Origin of the sequence: Thermospira aquatica (assembly GCF_023525255.1) — a bacterium.
In the GTDB taxonomy this organism is placed as follows: Bacteria; Spirochaetota; Brevinematia; order Brevinematales; family Thermospiraceae; genus Thermospira; species Thermospira aquatica.
This window is the reverse complement of sequence record NZ_CP073355.1, coordinates 1,995,082-2,018,898: the sequence shown is the minus strand read 5'-3', so window position 1 is coordinate 2,018,898 and position 23,817 is coordinate 1,995,082. Positions and strand designations below refer to the sequence as shown.

The following is a 23,817-nucleotide window of genomic DNA, read 5'->3' as shown; positions in this document are numbered from 1 at the left end:
TGACATTTTAAATTGTTTTCGACACTACCCGGCATTCCTCAAAAATAATCTACCTGAAATTTTCTTGTTTCCTCAAAATGAAAATTGACACATAAAGATGGTTGTTAAGAGGGGGATGGGGATGCTCTTACCTTGTCTCAGCCACGCTTGCTATTCCCCTGCCTAGCCAGGGGAGAATCCAAACCCTCAAGGAAAACTGCGACAAGGGAATAGCTAACGTCCTCTATCCCACCATCCCCAAGAAAACTGAAACAAGGTAATAGCAAAACTCACACACCCCCTCATTACATAGTACCGACTAAAAACTTACGGAAGTAGATAGTGCAGTGAAAGAAAATCTTATGAAACAAAGGGCTTCTCTAGATCCATTTGAGCCCTCAAGATTCATAGAACACAATACCGAAGAATTATCGAAAGCTTATGAAAAGAAATGCAAAAGGAGGGTTTTATGAATAGCTTTCTTCCTCAATTTTGTATTTCGAGTAGATTTATTTTTGAGGAAAGACGGTTTTTCTAAAAGTCTTTTAAGTAATACCACGAAAAATTTCCATTTTTGCTTATAAAAAAGGTAATATAGTTAGGAAATTTTGGGAGAAAAGATATTTTTTATAAGCTATTGACAAACAAGTATTTTATGGTATAATTAACTATAAAGTTTAAAAGGAAAAATTTTAAAAGGAGATAAATATGAAAAAACATATTCTGATGCTTTTACTTTTGCCTTTGGTGATGTGGGGAGAATCACTGACGTTGGTCGCTATTGGTGCTCAACCTAAAAAAATGGATAGTGGAAGCTACCAACTCCTCGTAAATCAGATTACTTACAATCTAAATGATTTAAATGATGTTCTCAATAATGTTTACCTGCCTGTGAATACTGCAGTTGACTGGGCTAATTCCATTATTCAAGAAATTAACCGCACAAATACGAATATGACAATAATAAAAAATAAACTCGTGCCTCCTAAAAAACTTCGAACTATTCGTGCGGCTCCTTTTTCTCGGACATTTTTCAAAAGTCTTTCTAATTACGTGCGTTTTCAACAGGCACTTAACATCTCTATTGCCACAGCATCAACCGGTTATACTATAACTTTCAAGTTTTATCAGAGTCCTGCAACACCAAAACCATCTATAAAGAGTATCAATATTCCTAGCACGTTACTTACGAATACACCCGCACTGAACACTTTGTTAAAAGAAACCCTTATTACACTCTTTAATCAATGGGACAGATATTATTATCAACCTGAAGTTACTGGAAAACTTTCGTTGAAATTGGTACCGGCTAAAGCCAAAAATCTCCAGATCCTTTCCCTGCCATCAGTCATCCTTAAACCGGGTCAAAATATTCTACCTCTTGGATCTTATCCTATTCTTGTCATGGCGGATGGTTATGATCCTTTCTTTACCAATGTGACCGTAGGTTTTAACCCAACTACTTGTACCATACGCTTAACGGCGACTCGAAAAATCCGGGGTGCGGCAGAAGACAGACCTAAAGGTCATCTTTTCCTTAATGCGGATTATCCAGGGGCACAATTTTTGATTCTCGAAGACAGCATTCAGGGACGGACACCGTTTTTTATGACTAATATTAATGCAGGCGTAAAAACTATTGTCTTTGAAGAAACGGCAAACTACAAAATGAAACAAGAAACTTTTACTTTAGAACCAAATGTTTTAAATATGCACAATGTTTCGCTTAGCCGAAAAGGAGCTTCTTTTGTTATCAAGTCTGCCCAAGAAGGAGCCACAGTTATTATCAACAAAAAAAAGATGGGCGCCATCCAGAATGGGAGCTTTGAAACCCAGGTTTCTCCAGGGCTCCATCTTGTTACAGTCATAAAAGATGGTTATCTACCCTTCAGAACAAATATTACTCTCAAAGAAGAACAGAAGACTATCATGGTAGATCTCAATCCTCGTCCTGTGGTTGGACTTCTGATATCCACTCCGGAGAGAGGGCTTATTACCCTCGTTGAAAAACGACGTGTAAAAACCCCTGCTACTATTTCTTTGTCTGAGTCTCCCCAAATTTCGATAGAATTCTTGGGTACTAATGATGGTTATATGAATGTTTCTACGAATGTAGAGTGGTCACTTACCCGTTTTAATGTAGTTTTAGCACAACTTACCCCTATATTTGGGGATTTGATAGTGAGCACAACACCCGATGATGCTTACGTGAGTATTAACAATATTCCACGCGGACGGAGTGTTGTAGGAGGTCTGGAGATTCCTATGCTCCCTGCACGGACAGTTAAGGTCCGTATCGAAAAAGAAGGCTACAAAACTCTTTCCACAAACATTTTTATCCAGCCAAATATGAGAAATTCTCTTTCTCTGAAACTCAAGGATGCTCCAGCCAAGTTGTATGTCAGCACCGTTCCTGAAAAGGGTTTTGAGGCTTTTGTCAACGATGATTTTGTAGGGTATAGTAGTTCAAATGTCTTCTCTGTGGAGATGGGTAGTGTAACCCTCAAGCTCAATAAACGGGGATTCAAAACAATAGTAACTAACTTCATTGTAGACTCACGTGGTACAAAGATCCTTACCTTTACTTCTACACCAGGCGTAGGAGAAGATGATGTTATTGATAGTAGTCTGTTTTTCCTTCAACAGGCTATAGATGCTGCCAGTCAGAATGATTTTATTGCTTCAAGTTCTAACTTTGCTTTAGCTCTTGGAACCCTCAGAAATTCTGAGTATGCAAACTTTCCCAGGATCAAACAAATAGAAAGTGAAATCCTGAGCCAAAAAAAAGAACTTGGCGAAAATATTCTCATTGCGGATTTGTATATCGATGTTTCGACAAATTATCAATATTGGGTAACAATGGCTGAAAAGGGTGAAATAGCCGCAAGTGTAAGCAACTTCAAACTTTTAGCTCTCAAGATTGACCAGAGTGGACTTACCAACACACCGCTTCCAGGGCTTCGAACAAGTATTAGAAATAGTTATGCAAACTACGCTTGGAAGCAGATAGAACCTGAGGTATTGGCTTTGATAGCCTCAGGCGACACAGCTAGCCAGAACGAGAATTACGAAGATAGTATTAAATACTACAACCGTGCTCTTTCGATGATACAAGAGATGGAAGCCTTTGAAAACGAGACTCTTTCTAATACCTATGTTGATATTCAGCTAAAGCAAAAAACGGCCATGAACAAAAAGATGGAAAAAGAGCTAGCTGGCGATGCGAAAGTATTGATGGAGTCTCTTACTCCTATGGTATATGAAGCAGACAGAAAGGCTGAAAATGGACAATATGCTGAAGCCCTTCGTCTCTATCAGAACGCTCTCGCGAAGATAGACACTTCTCCGTTCAAAGATTATTCTGCTATTAAAGAACAACGGAGTCGTATAGAGAAACACATAGAAAATGTTCAAAAACAGAAAAAGCAAGCCGATGTTTGGTGGCCAAAAATGGTACGTAACTGGAGCGGTGTCAGTCTTACAGCCTCCTATACTGGTATTGAATCTAAGAGTTTCAGCTTTTCTCCTAATATGAATCATATGATTCGAGCTCATTTTGGGATACATCCTTTGCCTTTCTTACAACTCAATATTGGCGGTATGTATAACATGAGCGAGAACTATATTCCTTATGCACTTGCTGTGGGTGGTGGATTGCGTATACCTCTTCTTGCTCAGTGGAGTCTCTTTGCCGATACACAAGTTCTGTGGTCTGATTTTATTGTGTTTGACATTGCTAAAAATGACCTCGTAGATGTTGGCATGGATTTAAAGTTTGCATGGTTTGGAATACGATTGGCCTACACTTTTGGTTTTCAAGACTACTTCAAGACGAGTCAGCAGGGTATCAGTGCAGGTATTACCTTCTGGTTTACAGAAGAATAATAAGTAAAGGAGGAAACTATGAAACGGTGGTACATACTTCTCTTTGTCAGTCTTATTCAGATTCTCTGGGGACAAAGTTATATTTCAAAAGCAAGCAACCTCTTTGCATATAAGCAAAAAGATGGTCTCTATGTCCTCGAAAACAATAGAATTAAAGTAGTTATCGAACCAAAAATGGGAGGGAGAGCCCTCTCCATTGTGAATAAAGAAACAGGGGAAGAGCTTGTTCAAACATTCAATCCAAATTCTCCAGATTCTGCGGGCGCTTTTTACGATATCGTTGATCTCTCATGGCCAGGACTTGCCAAGACGAAATACGATGTGAAAGGATTTGGTTTCACAAAGGACGAGTCCAAAGCGTATATAGAAATGAGTGTTGATGTTGGTAAGGCTAATCCTACAAAGAAAAATCTTTTCCTTACAAAACGAATCTCTGTAGATACCACGGTTCCTGCCGTTTATTCCTTAGTTGAGATTGAAAACCGGGGTGGAAAACCTATAGAAGTTACCTACTGGCATCAATCTAGACCGATTCTTGGACCTACCAACAAGGATGCTAAAAGTACATGGCTCCCTTTAGAAAATGATGTCGTTGAGATTGGATTTAACCCGGGAAGTGCAGGGCATGGTTTGGATATGTTCCCCAGTGCGGGGTTTGCAGGTCTTACCGTTCCCAATGGCAAGTCATCAGCTGTTTGGCTGTTCTCTCCGTCTCTCATTGATGCTTATTGGACCTTCCATGATCCAATAGTGCCTACCTATGATTTGGTGTTCAAGAAAAAAGTTCTCCAACCAAAAGAAAAAGCCTACTATGACGTCAGTATTGTTCTTCTCCCTCCCATGCAAAATATTGCTGTAGGGAATCTAGAAACGGGATTTACAGGTTCCATGGTAGCCACCTACGCAAACGGAAAAATTACCGTAAGCGGCCAAATCTACAAGTTTACTCCTGGAAATTTCCCTGGCGGAAAACTTTTTATTGAAATCTACGATACAGGAAAAAATCTTCTTGACACTATCAAAGAAGATACACTCTCCGAGATTGTCCCTGAGAAATTTGTTTCCTATTCTGCTTCAGCAACAGCCTCAGCCAAAATCAAAGGTGGATATTATATAGTGGTTGTGAGAGTTACTGATCCTAGCGGGGTTGATGTTTATCGAGCAGAACGGACCGTCAAAATGGGAGAGATCCCTATACCGGCTGTAAGTAAACCCCTGACGATTAACTTTGCCTGGCTTCTTAATCAACCCATCTACAACTCTACAGGGAAAATCAAGGCAAATCTTGTTCCTCTGGCGCCAGTTTATTCAAATATTGTAAAACTTTACCAAAAACATCCAACGGTACGAAGTGATATCATCATTAGTGGTGCGTTACTCTATCAATGGATGCTGGTTTCTCCTCAATTTGTTTCCATGTATGGTAATTTGATCAAAAAAGGAACCTTTAATCTTGTTGCCACCGGCTATGGAAATCCCTTATTTCCCTTTATTTCTACCGAAGAGATCAAGGAACAGATAGGCATGGATATGGACATTAAACAGCTTGCTTTTGGTGTGAAACCAAATGGTTTCTTCTTTCCTGAGCTTGCCTATGCTGACGGGGTACTTGAACCCGTTGTCCAAAATAAGCTCACGTGGGGATATCTCTCTGATATTGCGGTAGACACAGGCTATAAAGACATGCCAGATATCGATTACCGCAAACCTTCACGTATTATGAGTAAAGGTTTCGCCATGAACGCGCTTATTCGAGACAGCAAAGCGGTAAACATTCTCCTTAAGAAAACAGACAAAGCAATCGATGAGTTTATTCTCTACGTAATCTCTGTGGCACTCCAGAACAAGGATGGAAACTCGGTTATTGTAGTAGCAAACAACGGAGAATTCATTGGTGATGGAGAGTTTATGGATAAACTCTTCACAAAACTCAAAACTATCCCATGGATCCGTTTCAAGAGCGGTGAGGATATCTTCAAAAAAGTAATTCCAACACAAAGTTTTCTTAGTGAGAAAATCTCAGGTGGTTGGTACTACGACATTGAAACCCAAACGGTCAGCTATAAGATATGGTTTGACCATCCGATGAAACAAGCTATCTGGGATAATATTCGTGCCAACGGGAAAAAGGTACTGGAAATTGTTTCTGCAAAGCAAATGGTATCTGATCTCAAGCTTGACACAAGTTATCCCGACTACCTCTACATAGAAACATGGGAAAATCTTGTGATGGCTACCCACTCAGATTGGCTCTGGTCTGGAAATCTAAATAACATGAAGACTGCAAGTAACCAGATGGAATTGGCCATGAAGCAAACAGCCGAAGTATACGACATTCTGCTTAACGTACTCAAAAGGAAAAAAATAAATATTCCCACGCTCGCAACCCAAGGGGAGGTTGTTTCTCCCGAAGACAAGGATCGCTATGACACAAAGATCCTGGGGAATCCATTTAAAGTTACCGAGTTGACACTTCATCCCGAGAAACCCACTGCAAACTCAGGTATCTATCTCACGTTTAAGGTTTTTGATCCTGTGGAGGGTATAGACTACAATAATATCTATCTCGTATACCGTGTCAATAACGCCCCTGAATACCGTCGCATCCGGGCAAAACTCGGTTTTGATGGGACAGTGAGAGTCTTCCTTGGAAGAGGAAACATCGGTGATACTGTAGATTATTTCCTCTACCTTAGAAGTACCAAAGGGAAAGAAGGCATCACTCCTCGAATGAGTTTTGACATCACAGAATAAACAAAAGGGCTGCTTTTTAGCAGCCCTTTTTTGTTTAAACCCCGTTGCGTCAAATAAAAAAGTACTCGAAATTCGAATCATTGCCTCATAAAAAAAAGTACTCAAAAATTCCATACAGTTTCCTCCAAATTTTTGTTTTTTACATTCTTTTTCTTTTGAAGGCTGAAAAGTTTTCTCTGGCAAGCCGTAATTTTTTGTCTTAGGTGAAACAAATCGAGAGCCTTATAAAGCCTTGTTAGGCGTTCCTTTTGTGCCTCACTTACATAAGAGCTTTCTAAAAGCCGCTGGTAGGGAGTTTTAATATCATCATGCTTCTTTTGCACCTTGCTTCCGATTCTCTTTTTCTCTGTCATTTTCATAACCGGTTGAAAAAAGTTGGCATAAAGCCTGAGATACGCATAGAGTCGGTTCAAGTAGTAGACTTCTTCCTCGGTATCGTAGCGGAAGTATCCAACATTCTGGCGGACTATGGAATAGTTTTTCTGCTCAACGTAGCAGTTATCATTGGAACGGGAGCTTCTTCCCCTTGTAAATTTTATCTGGTTCTTCTCACACCAATCGCGCAGAGGATGATTAATAAATTCAGCACCGGTATCAGAATCAATTCCCCGTAAATCAAAAGGAAGTCTTCTTTGGACTTTTTCTATGGCTTCTCTTACCCATTTTGAAGCTTTGTTTTTGATTGCCACAAGTTCTGTCCAACCGCTCCAAACATCCACCATATTTAATGTTTGAGCAAAATCTCCCCGGCTATTTCCTCCCTCATGGGCAACCAGATCAATCTCCATAAAACCAGGGCAATTTTCATCCCACTCTGCCCACGTGCGTATAGCTATTTGTTGCTTTAATAGCGTTCCAGGTTTTGTGCCTTTTCGTCCTTTTATCTCAAGCTTTTTACGCTCATGTTTCAAAAGTCGGTCAATACTTGAAGCACTTATATGGCGCAAGTTTTCTATAGCCTGTGGAGAACCGTGGAGATGTCCGTTTGCTAAGAGATTATCTAAAACTTCATTTAAAATTGGCTTTAAACGTTTGCCACACATGTAGTTTTCAATTTCCCAGACCTTTTTTAGAAGTTTTAGTTCCTCTTCGCCGAATTTTTTCTTTCTGCCAGGTCTTTTGCCCTTCTTGGCTATGTCGGCTTTAAGGTAATTTTTTTTGCCTACATATATGGTTTTTCCGTGCTGCCTCAAGAGCCTGGCGGCATAGTTTCGATTTTTTAGGCCTGTTATCCTCACAAAATAATCCAGTATCTCCATTTTTTCCTTTTTGCTGGCTTTTTGATACTCTGCTTCGACAAGCTCAGCATATCATTTTGCCGTTTCCCTGTAAATAGGTCTCCTTTCAAACATCGCTACCCCAATTCCGGTTGGCGAGCCTGTCGAGCCACGGTTAGCGAGCTTGTCGAGCCACGGTTGGCGAGCCTGTCGAGCCACGGTTAGCGAGCTTGTCGAGCCACGGTTGGCGAGCTTGTCGAGCCACGGTTGGCGAGCTTGTCGAGCCACGGTTGGCGAGCTTGTCGAGCCATGAACTGGATTATTTTACACAAATTTAAAGTACTTTTTTATTTTGAAGCAAAGTTCCCTTTTCGAGTACTTTTATTATGAAGCAATTCGATGACTTGACAATTGGTTTGAATAGCTCTAAAATATTCTTCGTCTCAATCATATCTGGCCTCCTGTGATAGTTTTATTTATATTATCACAGGAGGTTATCTTTTTCCTACCAGACACAATTAAGTATACACTGCCCAGGATACAATCCAAATGTTCAATTGATTTTGCCATCACTTGAAGATGTTTTTGTGACAAAGGTAAAAGAATTGGCTTAATATTTCCGATAAGTCTCTATATGCTTACAGGCAAAAGAAAGGTATTCATTTTACTTTCCATCCTTGACAAACAGATAGTCAAAAAGGTTTTGGTATTCTTAGGGAAAAATGAAAGAAGGATTGTGGCTTCATTATTGAAAAACAATATAAAGTTTTCAGAAACTGAGAAAATAAAGGTTTTAAAGGAATTTCTTGCCACCATGGAATTTTATCGTAAACTGAGAAAGTTAAATATAAATCTTTATTTCAGGATTGGACTTTTGTTCCTGACAACAGCATCTTTTGTCTTTTTGTATAATTTTGATGGTATTTCACACATAATTTCTGAATTTATAAAATTCCTTGCAATAGGTGGAGAGTATATTTTTGTATTTCCCATCCTTATGGTTTATATAAGAAATAAAACCGGCAAAAGCTTTTTTTCTTATGGATACACCACAAAAAAGCCTCTGTACGACATTTTTATTGGCATAGTTGCTTCCGTATGTGTATTTCTTCTTCTGAGTTTATTAAACCTTTCATTAACGGAAGAAACAGCATTAAGTGGATTCTATAAAGCAACCTATATACTCATTCTCTCTCTTCTGGCTCCATTATGTGAGGAAACCATTTTCAGAGGAATAATATATGACTTGATAGAGAAAAAATTTAACCACAATCTTGCTCTTTTGGGCTCATCTTTCCTCTTTACCTTTGCCCATCTCCCAAAAGACTTGAATGAAATCTTTTTGTATTTTCTGATAAGCTTTATTCTGGGAATCTTGAGGTTTTCAAGTAGAAACTTAATCCCCTCAACCATTGCGCATGCTTTTTCAAATATTCTTGTTTATTTAGTATATTAAACTTCATGTATGGTACCCGTTAACCCATCATGTCTTGAGCACCAATAACGTCATATCATCATAAATATCAGCTCCACCCCTGAACTCCTGAATCTCTTCTAAAACTTTATCACGAATCTCAGAAGCAGAAAGATAGTCATATTTCTGGATAATTCGTTTCAACCTCTGGATACCAAACTCTTCTTCATTTTGGTTGAGACACTCGGTAATACCATCCGAATATACCACAAAAATCTGATCAGTTTCATAGTTATAGGTCTCCGTAACATATTGTGAATTTTCAAATAATCCAACAGGTTTTCCAGGGGTAGACAGCTCAAGAAACTCTCTTTTTTCCAGATCCCATATTAACAGGGGATAATGTCCTGCATTACTATAATACAACATCTGAATCTGGGTATCAATAAATCCCACAAATACTGTGGCAAAACTCAAGGTACGCCATTCTTCGCGTGACTTTTTCTTGGAAAGCATAACATTTAAGTGTGCCAATAAAGAATGTACTGTTGAAGAACTCAAATGGTACCCCTGTATCACACTGTGAATCATCATAGTAATCAAAGCTGCCGAAACACCTTTCCCGGAAACATCTGCAACCACAAAGCTGAGTTCTTTGGAAGAAACTGCATCCAGCCAGAGATAATCACCGCTCAGCCACTTTGCCGGTTCTTGATAAAAAGCAACATCAAGTCCAACAAGCTTTGGTGTTTCCCTCTGAAAAAGGGTCTCCTGGATTTCTGATGCTAGTGCAAGCTCTCGCTTTGTCTGTTCATTCTCCTCTTCACGTTCAAAGAAGAGAACATTTTGATAAAGAAGCTCTATGATACGCAAAAAAGATTTGAGCTCTCGAATCTCTCGCTGTTTCAACCCTTCACCTTCTCCATTAGGCCCAAGCTGAATAAGAATCCTCACTTTTCCTTCAATACGTCCCAAAAGGAGGGCTTCACAAACCTCTTTATCAAAATATTCAAAAAAAACTCCAACATCTTTTCTAAAACCCTTATGACTCAAAACCATCTCACGATCCACATATGCATCACCAGTTTCCAGATATCTTTGCATTACCTCAGGAAAAAACATCCTGCCAGATTTTGACCTGGTAGAAGAAAGATAGCTCAAATACCCATCATTGTTCTCTATAACATCAACCTCTCTTTGGAGCCATTCCTTGAGAAGAAAAACCAACTCCTCTGCAAATCCATAACGATCCTTTTTTTGTACAAGCTTTTTTAAGAAAAATGTGAGTCTATCTTCTTCAAACTCTGTTGGTTTCGAAATCTTGCGAAAGAGCATAAGCACCATTACACAAAATACAAAATATAAAGCCATCGCAGAGGCAAATATTAGCACAAACACAGGCCAGAAAAGCGTCATAAACCACGTGCGAAAAATATAAAAAATCACTCCTGGGAGAAGCATCATCACAAGCCCAAAAAGAGCCAAAAGACTAAAACGACTAAAACGCTCTCGAAGCCCAAGCGCCCGAGGAGCAGATACAATATAAAAAACCCACCCACCAAGCCACAGTATCCCCAACATTCTGAGAGAAAGCCCTATTTTTTCCGTTCTAACAAATAGAATATCTAATAGCACAATTATCACTGCTGCAAGAAGATACCGTATCCATCTCTGTTGAAAGGCATAAGGTACAGAAAAATACGATAAAAAAAGTTTAAATATAGCAAAAAAGATAGTGATTCCTGTATACATGAGAGCAAGAACTCTCATCACAGAAGGAACAAGAACTACCTGAGTTCTCATACCAACCAATCCTGCTACAGTCGAGAGATAGAGAGAATCATACAACCCACCTCCTAGACCCACGAGGGAAAAAATACTACTTATTCCAAACAACACTATAAAAGGAAAAGAAAGATTTTTTTTCTCCTCCTTTGCAAGGAGTGACTCCATAAAAAACCATATGATCCAGGGCTGGTGAACCCATAATGCATCCTCCAACCTCTGAAAGAGATAAAGAAGCTGAAAATTATGAAGTTCGGCAAGATAGACCTTTAAACCTGTCATCAAAGCATAAAATGCCAAGATACCCAACCACAAAGCGGCTGCGACTGTCATACGCCTAAAGTTTATTACCAACATCTCCAGAGCAAGAACCACCAACACAAATGCAATCAGAAACATCCATGCTATTTCAAGCACAACCCCACCTCTTGAAAAAAAACACGATTCTCTCCTTCACTTCATCTTTAACATCTTCATGGTTTAAAAGGAGATGATGTCTTGTGACGGTATCCCACTGCATATCTAATACAACTGCCTCACGTGAAGCATTTTTCAGTTTTCGCATCAAGAGATAAATATTGTTAGGATGAACAGTTCTATCATTACTCGCCTGGATAAGTAAACAAGGGTTTAAAACATGGTCAAGTTGTTTTTTGAGCCTGCGAAGAGCAATCTTCTGTGAATGGATTGCTCTCGCCCATATCACACCATCAACACCGTAACGCTTCTCTTTCTCACTAGATGAAACATAAGAAGCTTTTGTTCGCCAAAAAGGGAACAAAAATCCCACCCATCCCGAAAAAACAAGCACAAGATTACGAGAGAAGGGACGATAGTAATGCCATCCCCAAAGCCGTATGGGAGAAGCAACGGCAAAAACCCCTTTTACATGATAGTGAGCTGCGAGATCCAGAGCAATACTTCCACCAATACTTGCTCCTCCCACAACAACACACTCATACTGAGCCAACAGATGCAGAAGTACTGATTCTGCCCTTTCATACCACAAAAAATACAACGGTCCAGCTGTTATTAAAGACAGATCCTCTTTCTTTTCAACCGTTTCTGGCATAGCAGGAATATACACATCCCATCCTTCCTGATACAACTGTTCTCCAAGCTCCCTGAGAGAAGCAGGTAAACCCGAAAACTCATGCAAAAGAAGCACCGCCCGTTTCGAAGGACTGGAATGAATCATTTCAAGCGAGGAAATTAAAATTTTCCCCTTTCCCCGATACAACCATTTGAGCCAGAGATCGGTTTCATTGACCAGGATAAACAAACAAAATAAAACTCCTCCAACTACAACACCTAGCACACACCCTCCCACACTTGCTCAAAACAAGAAAACGCTCTAAAAACTACTCGCCCCAAAAAAGTTCCCCAGAGTCTTTTCATCCCTGAATCCAAACTCCTTCTATACTCCCCATAAAAAGATCATGATAATCCCCCGTGCTGTAAAAAGCCTGCCGTACATCTTCACGCAAAAGAGATGAGGGGTCAAGAGGTTGCCGAAAAGCCGTTCTCGCAATAATCACCAGTTCTGCCTCGTCAAAACCCACAGCTTCTTTAAGATCCACAGGTGTTATCCCTGGAATTCGCATCTTGTCTATATCCCTTCCCGACCGGGACCCACAAAGATTTAATATTTCCCGATACGAATCAGGCAAAAACACCAGAGAAAACCGTGGATACTTCATAAGAAACTCATGTGTGTACCTGCTAGGACGAACAAAAACAAAAACCATCGGTTCATTCCAGACAATTCCTACGCCTCCCCAACTCGCTGTCATCATATTATAGGAGTCTCTCGTTCCCCCTACCACAAGCATCCATCGCTGTCCAATCCATTCAAAAACATCCCACTTCAGATCGTTTATTTCTATGCTTTTTAACATACCCACTCCTACTTTTATCCAAGAGTTTCCTTAAAATTGAATAAAAGCGAAATAGCATTCCCGTTCTTGTTATAAACTAGTGAAGTAGCAAGATTTTTCATCAACCGAATACCACGACCAGTTATTGTTTCCCGATCGATTAAAGAAACAGGAACATGCCGCTTCACATCAAAACCCTCACCTTGATCATGAATAAAAACCCTCAGTCCCTCTGGTCCTATCTCATACCCAATGGCCACCTTTTTGGTATAATCCAACTGACTCCCATAGGTAATAGCATTCACTAAAGCCTCGTGAATTACCATTTCTATATGCCAATGTTCAGGACAGTGATAAGTGATTAACTTGTTACGGAACATTTCTGTTGTGAGTCCCACAGCTCCAAGGGTTGCCTGAATAAAAAAAGTATATTTTTCTGCTGGCAAAAACTGAAGCATATAGAGAATATTGGTTCCACGAAAAAAACGTCGCATGTAACGCTCAAGATAAGAAAGCGCCTGATCGGCGACGAGGTCACACTCTCTTTTAGAACGAGAAATCAAAAGTTCTTTATCAAGCGGCTTATCCAAAGCAATTAAAACATCACCTTCCTTTGTTATGACAGATTTGCCCTTTTCTAATCTCTTGAAAGGCACATCACAGGCTCCGATATAGTAAAAAACACCATCTTCCCGAAGAATCTTTACTATACCCTTGTCATATTCAAGAACATTCCGAAGCTGATCAATAGAAACCTCATAATCATATGCCCTTTTTTCCCATAAATCTATACCTAAACGTAAAGAAAACTTGTCCGAGCTACGACCAAGACGGTAGAAACGTTTTGAAGTATTATTCACTGTTAACCAAACATTCTGTGTCAATGTGAAATCAAGAAGTTCATCCTTCACTTTGAGAGGAAATCTTCTTTTACCATTCATATTCTTTCATTCATCGCGTAGTTTTGTCTGGCTTTTTGGCCAACGATACTTTTATACCTTGCCAGGGAAATTCCCTCACCCGGACGTAAACACTTTATATCATTTTTGCCGATCATTTCCCCTTTACGGATATCGCGTGCTGCATACAGATCCCTCATCGAAAGTGGACGAATCTTTTGCTCAAAATCAGTTATCTTTTTTTCTCCTTTTCCAAGAGCAATCTCCACTTTGCGTATTTCTTCGACCATTCTCCCAAAGGCTTCTGGATTCAGAGAAATCGAATGATCAGCCTCTTGAAGCGAAGAATTGTCGGTAAAATGCCTCTCTATTATCCGTGCTCCCAGAGCCACAGCTGCCACACTAAACACTGTCTCAAGTGAGTGATCAGAAAACCCCACTGTCGTACCAAAAGTCTGTCGCAATCGCTTAAGAAAAGAGAGATCAAGATCTGAAGCTTCTGTAGGATAACGAGAAACACAGTACAGAAGGGCTAGCCGTTGCCTGGGGAAAAATCTTACCGCTTTCCCAATTTCCTCCAGCTTCACAAAACCAGTTGAAAGAATAGCATATGCCCTATATCTACGAACGTACTCACCTATTTGTTTGAGAAAAGGTTCAAAGGTAATATCAGAACTTGCCACCTTAATCAAAGGTATACGCTGATCCATCATCCACTGAAGCGAACCAAAATCCAGAGGAGTGGCAAAAAACAATATACCTTTCTTCTCACAGTATGCCTTGATCCGTGAAAAACTCTCTAAAGACAATTCATACTTTTCAAATATCTCATAAGCCGGAGAATCCGGATGATAAAAATCCTGGGTCCTGTATATCTGAAACTTTACCGCATCCGCCCCAGCTTTCATAGCCTCGTCAATTAGTTGATAGGCGTACTCTTCTCTGCCAAGATGATTGATCCCGATTTCTGCAGTGACCAACACCCGAGAATCTCGAGGATCAAATGCACGCAGCCACTCCATACTCCGACCATTTATAATATTTTTATAATCTTTGCAAAAGAATAATCTTTCCTCACAGGATACTGTACTTCTTTATCACTTAAAGAGAGCTTCATGCTGTTTACAATATCCTCAGCAGATCGCCCAACCAGCGCATCTCTATTCTCCTGGGAAATCAGAAAAGCCGCCATCTGTCGGCGTTCCTGTCTCAGTCTACTCTGCTGTACTGTTATCTCCTGATCAATCTGCTGTCCGAGAGTATAAAGGGTACGCTCATCAGATACTTTTACACTCATATACGCGAGGGGAGTTTCCCCTTGAAAGCGTGTCTGACTCACAATTTTCTGCAATTCCTGAGAAAAGAGCTCATAGTTCCTCTGTTCTACGGGTGTTCTTGAAAACTCTGCCACCCTTCGTTTAAGTAACTCAAGCCCAGAGACGATCATCTCATGACGCATATAGTTTTGCTGTTGCTCACGAATAGAGACAAGTTGCTCATCACTCTGTCTCAGAAGTCCTACCTCATCTTCAGAACCTCCAAGCCTTTTCGTCGTTTGTCCTTTGAGTTCTGTTTGTCTTTGCTTCTGAATACGGTCAAGAAACCTCCCTCAATCCTCCAGTCTTTGCATATATATTATACGGCAAAGTATGAAAAAGTAAAGAAAAATACATAAAAAAAGAAAAATTTTTATATTCTGAATATCTGTTTATATGTTTTGGCGATTATTCTAGCCAAAAGAACATTGTGTCAAGAAAATTGTGTCTAGTCATAGGATAACCTCGCTGTGAATATTTTCTTTGGTGTATGAGTGTTGCTCACGATAGAGTTGAAAGTAATACTCCCAATTTTTTAACTTTCTTTTTAAGAACTTCTCATTTTGGTATCTTAATAACAGGTAAAGATATTTCTCAGCTGAAGCCTCGCTTTGACACATTTCCATTGTTTTTAATCTCCTTTTAAGTTCTTTAAAGAGTCTTTCCAGGGCATTGTTTGTATACACCATGCTTCGTATTCCTTCAGGTAATTCCATGTAAGTGAATATATTCTCTCTTATTGTCAAGAGGTTATTCATTAAGTTGGGATAGATATTTTTCCATTTTTGTATAAATTTCATAAACAATTGTTCTGCCTCCTGTTTGTCTTTGGCATGAAATACCTCTTTTATTTCAGTGGCAATGATATTTCTGTGTTGAACTCTCACTTTAGCCAGTATGTTTCTCATGACATGGACTACACAGGGCTGATACTTTGCGTGGGATATATCTCTGTTATGACGTTTTTCATACCACTTAAGCCATCAGAGACAATAAAATGAATCTGTTTGACACCTCTTTCTCTTATATCTAAAATTTCCCGCCAGTTATAAGCACTTTCCATGCCTCCTGGCAGGTAGTATCCTAAAATCTTTCTTCTTCCCTCAGGTGTAATGCCTATAGCTACATATATTGATTCATTTTCTACCCTATCTCTCTTGATAGGAAACACCATAGCATCCAGAAATACCACGGCATATTCTTCCATGAGAGAGGGCGACTACGCCACTTCTGAATCTCTTCTATGCCTACCTGGCTTATCCTTGAGATGTTAGCATAAGAAATCTTTATTTCATAAAGCTCTTTTAAAACTTCTGCTATCTTCCTTGTTGACATTCCTGATATCAACATAGCCCTGATTAATGCATCTAAGTCTTCTGTGATGCGTTTGCGATAGGGAAGAAGGGCACTTTTAAATCCATTATCCCTTGTTCTTGGAACACGTATGGCTGTAAGCTCGCCAAAAGCTGTCTTTAAATCCCTTTCGTAAAAGCCATTGCCTTTTGTGGGAGGATTATTTTCCAGGTAAATCTCTCTTTCCTCTTTTAACATACTCTCTAATACTTCCTTGACAATTGGTTTGAATAGCTCTAAAATATTCTTCGTCTCAATCATATCTGGCCTCCTGTGATAGTTTTATTTATATTATCACAGGAGGTTATCTTTTTCCTACCAGACACAATTAAGTATACACTGCCCAAAAGAAGTTGCAATATTTTTTATCTTATGCTAAACTACACCATCATAACCTTGTATAAAAAGGGGCATAAACTATGAAAAAACACTCTCTTCCTTTAAAAACCAAGCTTGCTTTTGGAGTATGTGATATCGGAGGAAACCTCTTTTTTACCCTGGCAAGCTTCTGGTTAATGAACTATTTTACAGACACACTCGGACTTCTCCCTGCATTGGCAGGCACAGCTATCATGATAGGACGTGTCTGGGATGCGGTTACCGATCCGATGGTAGGATTTCTTTCGGATCATACAAAAACGAGATGGGGACGACGTCGACCGTATATTTTTGTAGGCGCTATCCTTATGTTCATATTTATGGTTATCATGTTTACGAACCCCAAAATATCCAATCAAAATCTTCTTTTCTGGTGGGCAACCATTGTACTTTGTTTTCTTTTTACAGCGTACACACTTACCAATGTGCCTTACTCTGCGCTCACACCTGAGCTTACCGATGATTATGATGAGCGCACCTCGCTAAATGGCTACAGAATGTCTTTTGCAATTGTAGGGACGTTTTTGGCTGCAGGAGCTGCTTTTCCTATTATTGATGCATTTTCAAGTAAAGTAGTGATGGATGGTCAGATAATAATTGATCGCTCCCCTGGTTTTTCAGCTATGGCGATTATTATGGGTGTGATAACGATGCTTTCTGCTTTTGTGACAGTATTTTTTATTAAGGAAAAAAAAGCCCCTCATAGGATCCCTAAAGCCTCTCTCAAAGATTTCGGTGTCATCGTGAAAAATCCCCCTTACCTGTTGATTCTTTTTACCTATATGTTCAACATGATTGCGATAACTCTTCTCAGCGGAACGATGATTTACTATTTTAAATACATCTATAACAATGAATCTCTTACGACCCTAGCTTTTCTTTTTCTCCTTGTACCTACCCTGTTTTCTATGCCGCTCTGGATTAAACTTGCTACCTGGATAGGTAAAAAATGGGCCTACATCCTGGGCATGGGGATTCTCATTATTGGACTCTGGCTTACATTTTTTTGGGGACATATTCTCGGTATACCATTCTTTTTTGGAGTCTTGGCCTTTTCGGGTATTGGATTTGCTACAGGGTATGTACTCCCATGGTCAATCCTTCCCGATGCAGTAGACTACGGTTATGCTGTCACCGGAAAAAGAAACGAGGGTATCTACTATGGAGCCTGGACATTTTTTTCCAAGATGGGTCAATCTCTCGCTAATTTTATTATCGGGATAGCGCTTCAGATTGTTCATTTCAGTCCCAATGTTTCTCAACCACCGACTGTTCTTTTCACCATCCGACTTCTCTTTGGACCTATTGCCATCCTATTTTATGCCCTTGCTATCTTTGTCCTCATCTTTTACCCTATAGATAGAAAACATCATCAGCAAATCTTACAAAAGATTCACAAAAGATGATCGCTTGATCATGGCATGTATATTCTCTTAGGCATCCTTCCTCAAGCACGTCTCTCTTTTTTGCAAAAAATCCAAAAAACAAAAAAGCCGCCCCGGGTAAAGGGCGGCTTTTCTTTCTTGCATTGAAGCTTACTTGAAAATATTGTAAAAAGCATTTTTCCCGGGATAGATAGCAAATTCCCCGAGATCTTCTTCGATACGGATAAGCTGATTGTATTTGGCAATACGATCTGTTCTTGAAAGAGAACCCGTCTTGATCTGGCCTACATTGAGGGCGACCACAAGATCGGCAAGAGTAGTATCCTCTGTCTCTCCACTTCGATGAGACACTACGGCAGTAAATCCTGCTTTCTGCGCCATCTGGATAGCATCGATTGTTTCAGTCACCGTACCAATCTGGTTAAGTTTAATCAGAATAGAGTTTGTAGCCTTGGTCTGAATACCTTTCTTAAGGATAGCAGGGTTGGTAACATAGAGATCATCACCAACGATCTGGATCTTATCACCTAAAAGCTTTGTAAACTTCTCGTATCCCTGCCAGTCATTCTGATCAAAAGGATCCTCAATAGAAATAATGGGATACTTTTCAACCCACTTTGCGAGAAGTTCAATCATCTCATCTGTGGAAAAGATCTTGTCGGGATTGGATTTCCAGAACTTGTATCCCTTCTTGCCACCTTCTTCAAAAAGTTCGGAAGATGCACAATCCATAGCAATCATAAAGTCAGCATCAATACCCGCTTTGTACCCAGCCTTATCAATTGCCTCAAGAATATACTTTACGGCTTCTTCGTTGTCAATATCAGGAGCAAATCCCCCCTCATCACCAACCGCGGTATTCTTCCCTGCCTTTTTCAAGATAGACTTCAGGTTATGAAATACTTCAGCCATCATTACTACAGCGTCTTTGAGACTCTTGGCACCCACAGGCATAATCATAAACTCCTGGAAGTCTACCTTATTGTCTGCATGTTTTCCACCATTGATAATATTTGCCATGGGAACAGGCATCAACTTTGCATTGGTACCACCAAGATAGCGGTAAAGAGGAAGCCCAACATAGTTAGCAGCCGCGTGAGCCACAGCCATAGAAACCCCAAGAATAGCATTTGCTCCCAGCTTACCCTTGTTATCCGTACCATCGAGATCGATCATAATACGATCAATCTCCACCTGATTTAAGGCATCCAGTCCAACAATCTCCTCAGCAATCACGTTGTTTACATTCTCAACTGCCTTAAGAACACCCTTCCCCATCAAACGGTTCTTGTCACCATCTCGAAGCTCTACAGCCTCTCTTTCACCAGTAGAAGCGCCACTGGGAACAGCTGCACGCCCCATTGTTCCATCTTCGAGAACCACCTCTACTTCAACCGTTGGATTCCCACGAGAATCAAAAATCTCGCGAGCATGAACATCAATAATTGTAGACATATATATCCTCCTTTTCCATACTCTCTAGCAAAAATTCTCTATATTATAGCGCTAACACCTTTTTCTGTCAAATTAATCAAGGCTTTTTATTTATAAGTCAAAAAAATAATCAAAAAAGCTATATCCCTTTCATAAGATGCTCTATTACAATACGAAGCCCAATCCCAATAAGAACTATTCCTCCAATCCATTCAAACCGTTTTTCTTGAAAAGTTGTGGAAATCGATTGTAACCTATGCCCTACATACACACCAACAAAGCACACACCAAACGTAACACCCCCAATCACCAGAGCTGGCAAAACAATGGCCGTCTGCAAAACCCCAAGAGTGATCCCCACGGCAAGCGCATCCAGACTTGTCACGATACTCATTAAAAAAAGCACAGGAAACTCAACACAACTCTTTTTCTCACACTCATCCGAAAAAAATGATTCCCAGATCATTTTTCCCCCAACGTAGCTCAAGAGAAAAAAAGCCACCCAATGCTCCCATCGTTGCAAAAAGGTAACAAGCTGGCTACCGGCAAACCATCCCAAAAGAGGCATCAGAGCCTGAAAAAAACCAAAAGCAAACGCAATACGAAAAGCATGTCGCCAGCGCATCGTCTGCATAATAAAACCATTTGTAAGCGATACTGTTAGTGCATCCAGAGAAAGCCCAAAAGCAATACCCAGAAGGGACCACCACTCCACATTATCCTCCAAGGTAGGCTTTCTTTACCTCTGGATTATCTAAAAGATCCTGCCCACTTCCAGAAAGTGTGATCTTTCCTATTTCAAGGACATACCCGCGATCAGCCACCTTGAGTGCTTGACGGGCATTTTGTTCGACGAGTAAAACAGAAAGCCCCTTCTCCTTGTTGAGTTTGTTAATAATTTCAAATATTTTCTGTACCATAATCGGTGCAAGTCCCAAACCAGGTTCATCCAGAAGAAGCACCCGAGGTTGAGACATCATGGCCCTTCCTATGGCAAGCATCTGAAGTTCTCCCCCAGAAAGAAAACCTGCTCTCTGAGAGGATCGATCCTTCAGTACAGGAAACCACTCATAAACCTCCTCGAGACTTCGCTGTATGTTAACTTTATCTCTTTGAAGGAATGCTCCCATTTCGAGGTTCTCTTTCACCGTCAACTCAGGAAAAATTCCTCTCCCTTCCGGTACCAAAACCAATCCCATACCAGGAAGACAATGGGCTGGTGTGGAAACTGGCCGCTCTCCACTATCAGAGAAAGCCTGAAAAATAACTTTATTCTCGTAGGTAATTACTCCTTCTGCAAGCGGTTCCAAACCCATAATTGCCTTGAGCAGAGTGGATTTTCCTGCTCCGTTAGCCCCTATGAGCGTTACAATTTCACCTTTTGACAGAATGAGACTCACCCCTTTCAGGGCGTGAATACCACCATAGCGCACATGAATATTATCCAGTCGTAAAACAACCTCTTTCATGCCTCTCTCCCAAGATACGCTTCTATAACCTGAGGGTGAGACTGGATCTCTTGTGGTGTTCCCTCAGCAATCTTTTGTCCATAGTTTAACACTGTAATACAATCACAAATATTCATCACCAGTTTCATATCATGTTCTATAAGAACGACTGTAATACCGAGATTCCGGATCCGTCGAATAAGAGCCATCAGTTCTTCTGTTTCGACAGGGTTCATACCTGCTGCCGGCTCATCGAGAAAGAGAAGTTTGGGTTCCATAGCCATCGCCCGGGCAATCTCCACCTTTCTCTGGACACCATAGGGCAAATTTCCGGGAAATTCTGCGTGGTAACGGTCAATACCCACAAACTCAAGCCACTTCCATGCATTTTCATAGATATCCCGCTCCTCACGACGAGAATTGATGAGGGCATACAACGCATTCAGGAGGCCTAAAGGTCCTTTAAAAGGATGTGTTCCTTTAAAATGTCGACCAATCATTACATTTTCAAAAACAGTAAGCTCACGAAAAAGACGTATATTCTGAAAGGTACGACCAATGCCAAGTCTTGCTATCTTATAGGCAGGTTCTCCTGTGATATCCATACCCTGGAAAAACACATACCCTTCAGTAGGTTCTTCCATCCCTGTAATCATATTAAAAAGGGTTGTTTTTCCTGCACCGTTTGGTCCAATGAGTCCAGTAATACTCCCCGCCTCCACCTGAAAATCAACATCATTGACAGCAACGAGCCCACCGAATTCTTTTCGCAAACATGACGTATAAAGGAGTTTATTCACGAAGACCTCCTCTCAAGAATTCTGGCAACCTCTGTCTCGTAGGAGATACGCTTTCTCCCCAATACACCCTGAGGACGAAAGATCATCACCAGAATAAGTAAAAGCCCAAAAAACATCTGATTGAACTGGGCAGGGATCAAACTCGTAAGACCAGTAAGCCGGGGAAGCTCCGAAAGAATCACTATGACCAGCGCTCCCAGGATCGCCCCAAGAGAGTTCCCCAAGCCACCCAACACCACCATACACAGAACCAGGACCGAAAGCATAAAATCAAAGGTTTGAGGTGCTACCGACTGGTTGTATACCGCCCAAAGAGAACCAGCTATCCCGGCAAAAAAAGCTCCCATCATAAAAGCGACAACCTTGTACTTAACCGCGTTGATGCCCATAGCACCCACAGCAATCTCATCCTCCCTGATTGCTTCCAGTGCACGACCAAAACGAGAATGTACCACCCAGCGTATAACAAAATACGTTCCTGCTACAAACAAAGCATAAAGCAATACATAAGCAAAAGGGGTATCATACCCAAACTTAAGTCCAAACATCTCTGGTGTCGGAACACCATTGATACCATTGGGCCCCCGAGTGAGACTGTCCCAGTTGATGATAATATTCTTTACCACTTCGCCAAATCCAAGTGTTGCAATAGCCAGGTAATCTCCCTTCAATCGAAGAGTGGGAAGACCAACAACAAGTCCCAGCATCGATGCGAGTATCCCACTGACAAAAAGAGAAAACCAAAAATTCCACCCACCCATTGTCATTCCAATCGCTGTCGTATACGCCCCTATAGCAAAAAATGCCGCATGACACAGCGAAAGAAGCCCTGTATATCCTGCTATCAGGTTAAGACTCAATGCAAGAATCGCATAGATCTCTATATAAATTACCAGAAGAGAGAGAAAATTTAGCATTATACCTTCTCCTTTTCTTTTTTTCCGAGGAGCCCAGACGGTCGAAACAAAAGCACGAAAATCAAAATAGTAAATGCCACCGTATCCCTTAGCCCCTGAGGAATACCCAGAACTGCCACCCCAAAGGTTTCAATCACCCCCAGAAGCACGCCACCGATCATCGCCCCTGTGATATTTCCAATACCACCAAAAACTGCTGCCACGAACGCCTTTAATCCTGCAAGTGTACCCATTGTGGGATAAATCTTAATCTCGAGAGCGACAAGCATACCAGCTGCTGCAGCAAGTGCCGACCCAATCGCAAACGTCAGACTAATAATAAAATCCGTATTAATCCCCATCAGTTTGGCTACATTCATATTCTGGCTGGTTGCTCTCATTGCCTTGCCAAGTTTTGAATAATCTACAAAAAGCTTAAGTGCCACCATAAGTACCAACGCCGAAACCACGATCAAAATCTGATGCGGTGTAATAGCCACATTTCCCAAAAGAATTGTTTCGTTGGGAAAGGGGTAGTCCAGCCTTTTTGATTTCGTTCCAAAAAGAAACGCCGCCAGGTTTGATAAAATAATAGACACCCCTATAGCACTCAACAGGGGAGCAAGTCTTGGAGCTGTTCTAAGAGGTTTATATGCCAGTTTCTCTACAATAACTCCCAGCGTAGCACTCACTAGCATTGACCCTATCATAGCCAACAAAAAAAGAAAAAGCGAAAGTGAAGAAACCCCCTCACCATTCAAAGCCATATAGAAAAAATATCCGGCATATGCCCCCATCATGAGAATTTCCCCATGAGCAAAATTGATAAACTTCAATATGCCATAAACCATCGTGTAACCCAAAGCAATCAAAGCATAAATGCTTCCCAGCGTAATGCCATTCACTACGTGCTGCCCTATCTCAGACCAGGAGAGATGAAAAAGCGCCATACCACTCCATCCTTACCTATAAAAATCCAAACCCGGATAAAAACACC

Annotated in this window: 18 protein-coding genes and 1 pseudogene; 4 read left to right on the top strand and 15 right to left on the bottom strand. The window is 40.6% G+C overall.

What is annotated here, in order from left to right; all coding sequences use genetic code 11:
* Positions 1-687: 687 nt before the first annotated feature.
* On the top strand, positions 688-3,864 hold the full coding sequence (locus KDW03_RS09835; RefSeq protein WP_271434904.1) for a PEGA domain-containing protein: 3,177 nt from the start codon (positions 688-690) through the stop codon (positions 3,862-3,864).
* 18 nt (positions 3,865-3,882) lie between these two features.
* Positions 3,883-6,618, top strand: a complete 2,736-nt coding sequence (locus KDW03_RS09830; RefSeq protein WP_271434903.1) for a hypothetical protein — start codon at positions 3,883-3,885, stop codon at positions 6,616-6,618.
* Positions 6,619-6,719: 101 nt separating this feature from the next.
* Here the strand turns inward: KDW03_RS09830 and KDW03_RS09825 are convergent, their stop codons facing one another.
* Together KDW03_RS09825 and KDW03_RS09820 are read right to left on the bottom strand one after the other, a co-directional pair.
* A complete protein-coding gene (locus KDW03_RS09825; protein WP_271434902.1) occupies positions 6,720-7,877 on the bottom strand; it encodes an integrase catalytic domain-containing protein in 1,158 nt (385 codons plus the stop codon).
* 51 nt (positions 7,878-7,928) lie between these two features.
* Entirely contained in the window at positions 7,929-8,123 is a 195-nt protein-coding gene (locus KDW03_RS09820) for a hypothetical protein (RefSeq protein WP_271434901.1), read from the bottom strand.
* A 346-nt stretch (positions 8,124-8,469) separates the two neighbouring features.
* Here KDW03_RS09820 and KDW03_RS09815 point away from each other — a divergent pair, with 346 nt between their 5' ends.
* Positions 8,470-9,291 carry a CPBP family intramembrane glutamic endopeptidase gene (locus tag KDW03_RS09815; RefSeq protein WP_271434900.1) on the top strand — a complete coding sequence of 274 codons (822 nt, stop codon included), beginning with the start codon at positions 8,470-8,472 and terminating at the stop codon, positions 9,289-9,291.
* A gap of 27 nt (positions 9,292-9,318) precedes the next feature.
* Here the strand turns inward: KDW03_RS09815 and KDW03_RS09810 are convergent, their stop codons facing one another.
* The 7 genes and pseudogenes from KDW03_RS09810 to KDW03_RS12570 form a co-directional block, all read right to left on the bottom strand.
* A complete protein-coding gene (locus tag KDW03_RS09810; RefSeq protein ID WP_271434899.1) occupies positions 9,319-11,451 on the bottom strand; it encodes a SpoIIE family protein phosphatase in 2,133 nt (710 codons plus the stop codon).
* Positions 11,444-12,352, bottom strand: coding sequence for an alpha/beta hydrolase (locus tag KDW03_RS09805; RefSeq protein ID WP_271434898.1), 909 nt, complete (start codon positions 12,350-12,352; stop codon positions 11,444-11,446). Before KDW03_RS09805 ends, KDW03_RS09810 begins: the two co-directional genes overlap by 8 nt.
* Positions 12,353-12,428: 76 nt before the next feature.
* Complete coding sequence (locus KDW03_RS09800; RefSeq protein WP_271434897.1) at positions 12,429-12,932, bottom strand: flavin reductase family protein; 504 nt, start codon at positions 12,930-12,932, stop codon at positions 12,429-12,431.
* A gap of 14 nt (positions 12,933-12,946) precedes the next feature.
* Positions 12,947-13,852 carry an ATP-binding protein gene (locus KDW03_RS09795; protein ID WP_271434896.1) on the bottom strand — a complete coding sequence of 302 codons (906 nt, stop codon included), beginning with the start codon at positions 13,850-13,852 and terminating at the stop codon, positions 12,947-12,949.
* Positions 13,849-14,832 (bottom strand): N-acetylneuraminate synthase family protein, encoded by a 984-nt coding sequence (locus KDW03_RS09790; RefSeq protein WP_271434895.1) that lies wholly within the window; start codon positions 14,830-14,832, stop codon positions 13,849-13,851. The genes KDW03_RS09795 and KDW03_RS09790 overlap by 4 nt, the downstream gene beginning before the upstream one ends.
* Before the next feature lie 11 nt (positions 14,833-14,843).
* Positions 14,844-15,269, bottom strand: coding sequence for a hypothetical protein (locus KDW03_RS09785; RefSeq protein ID WP_271434894.1), 426 nt, complete (start codon positions 15,267-15,269; stop codon positions 14,844-14,846).
* 309 nt (positions 15,270-15,578) lie between these two features.
* Positions 15,579-16,692: pseudogene (locus KDW03_RS12570) on the bottom strand (IS256 family transposase); the annotation flags it as partial.
* 206 nt (positions 16,693-16,898) lie between these two features.
* On the opposite strand from KDW03_RS12570, the gene KDW03_RS09765 reads away from it, so the two are divergent.
* Complete coding sequence (locus KDW03_RS09765; protein ID WP_271434891.1) at positions 16,899-18,263, top strand: MFS transporter; 1,365 nt, start codon at positions 16,899-16,901, stop codon at positions 18,261-18,263.
* Between the two features lie 129 nt (positions 18,264-18,392).
* Here KDW03_RS09765 and eno read toward each other — a convergent pair whose 3' ends face one another.
* The 6 genes from eno to KDW03_RS09735 form a co-directional block, all read right to left on the bottom strand.
* Positions 18,393-19,697 carry a phosphopyruvate hydratase gene (eno, locus tag KDW03_RS09760; RefSeq protein WP_271434890.1) on the bottom strand — a complete coding sequence of 435 codons (1,305 nt, stop codon included), beginning with the start codon at positions 19,695-19,697 and terminating at the stop codon, positions 18,393-18,395.
* Positions 19,698-19,815: 118 nt separating this feature from the next.
* On the bottom strand, positions 19,816-20,391 hold the full coding sequence (locus tag KDW03_RS09755; protein WP_271434889.1) for a manganese efflux pump MntP: 576 nt from the start codon (positions 20,389-20,391) through the stop codon (positions 19,816-19,818).
* A 1-nt stretch (position 20,392) separates the two neighbouring features.
* Positions 20,393-21,145: an ABC transporter ATP-binding protein gene (locus KDW03_RS09750; RefSeq protein ID WP_271434888.1), complete on the bottom strand. Its 753-nt coding sequence runs from the start codon at positions 21,143-21,145 to the stop codon at positions 20,393-20,395.
* A complete protein-coding gene (locus KDW03_RS09745) occupies positions 21,142-21,924 on the bottom strand; it encodes an ABC transporter ATP-binding protein (RefSeq protein ID WP_271434887.1) in 783 nt (260 codons plus the stop codon). The genes KDW03_RS09750 and KDW03_RS09745 overlap by 4 nt, the downstream gene beginning before the upstream one ends.
* Entirely contained in the window at positions 21,921-22,841 is a 921-nt protein-coding gene (locus KDW03_RS09740) for a branched-chain amino acid ABC transporter permease (RefSeq protein WP_271434886.1), read from the bottom strand. Before KDW03_RS09740 ends, KDW03_RS09745 begins: the two co-directional genes overlap by 4 nt.
* Positions 22,841-23,770, bottom strand: a complete 930-nt coding sequence (locus KDW03_RS09735; RefSeq protein WP_271434885.1) for a branched-chain amino acid ABC transporter permease — start codon at positions 23,768-23,770, stop codon at positions 22,841-22,843. The genes KDW03_RS09740 and KDW03_RS09735 overlap by 1 nt, the downstream gene beginning before the upstream one ends.
* Positions 23,771-23,817 lie beyond the last annotated feature (47 nt).

Excerpts from the sequence above, each read along its gene's own strand:
- KDW03_RS09800 (WP_271434897.1), bottom strand. The coding sequence starts at position 12,932 with ATGTTAAAAAGCATAGAAATAAACGATCTGAAGTGGGATGTTTTTGAA.
- KDW03_RS09835 (WP_271434904.1), top strand. The coding sequence starts at position 688 with ATGAAAAAACATATTCTGATGCTTTTACTTTTGCCTTTGGTGATGTGG.
- KDW03_RS09735 (WP_271434885.1), bottom strand. The coding sequence starts at position 23,770 with ATGGCGCTTTTTCATCTCTCCTGGTCTGAGATAGGGCAGCACGTAGTG.
- KDW03_RS09830 (WP_271434903.1), top strand. The coding sequence starts at position 3,883 with ATGAAACGGTGGTACATACTTCTCTTTGTCAGTCTTATTCAGATTCTC.
- KDW03_RS09785 (WP_271434894.1), bottom strand. The coding sequence starts at position 15,269 with ATGCGTCATGAGATGATCGTCTCTGGGCTTGAGTTACTTAAACGAAGG.
- KDW03_RS09795 (WP_271434896.1), bottom strand. The coding sequence starts at position 13,852 with ATGAATGGTAAAAGAAGATTTCCTCTCAAAGTGAAGGATGAACTTCTT.
- KDW03_RS09825 (WP_271434902.1), bottom strand. The coding sequence starts at position 7,877 with ATGGAGATACTGGATTATTTTGTGAGGATAACAGGCCTAAAAAATCGA.
- KDW03_RS09790 (WP_271434895.1), bottom strand. The coding sequence starts at position 14,832 with ATGGAGTGGCTGCGTGCATTTGATCCTCGAGATTCTCGGGTGTTGGTC.
- eno (WP_271434890.1), bottom strand. The coding sequence starts at position 19,697 with ATGTCTACAATTATTGATGTTCATGCTCGCGAGATTTTTGATTCTCGT.
- KDW03_RS09815 (WP_271434900.1), top strand. The coding sequence starts at position 8,470 with ATGCTTACAGGCAAAAGAAAGGTATTCATTTTACTTTCCATCCTTGAC.
- KDW03_RS09750 (WP_271434888.1), bottom strand. The coding sequence starts at position 21,145 with ATGAAAGAGGTTGTTTTACGACTGGATAATATTCATGTGCGCTATGGT.
- KDW03_RS09740 (WP_271434886.1), bottom strand. The coding sequence starts at position 22,841 with ATGCTAAATTTTCTCTCTCTTCTGGTAATTTATATAGAGATCTATGCG.
- KDW03_RS09765 (WP_271434891.1), top strand. The coding sequence starts at position 16,899 with ATGAAAAAACACTCTCTTCCTTTAAAAACCAAGCTTGCTTTTGGAGTA.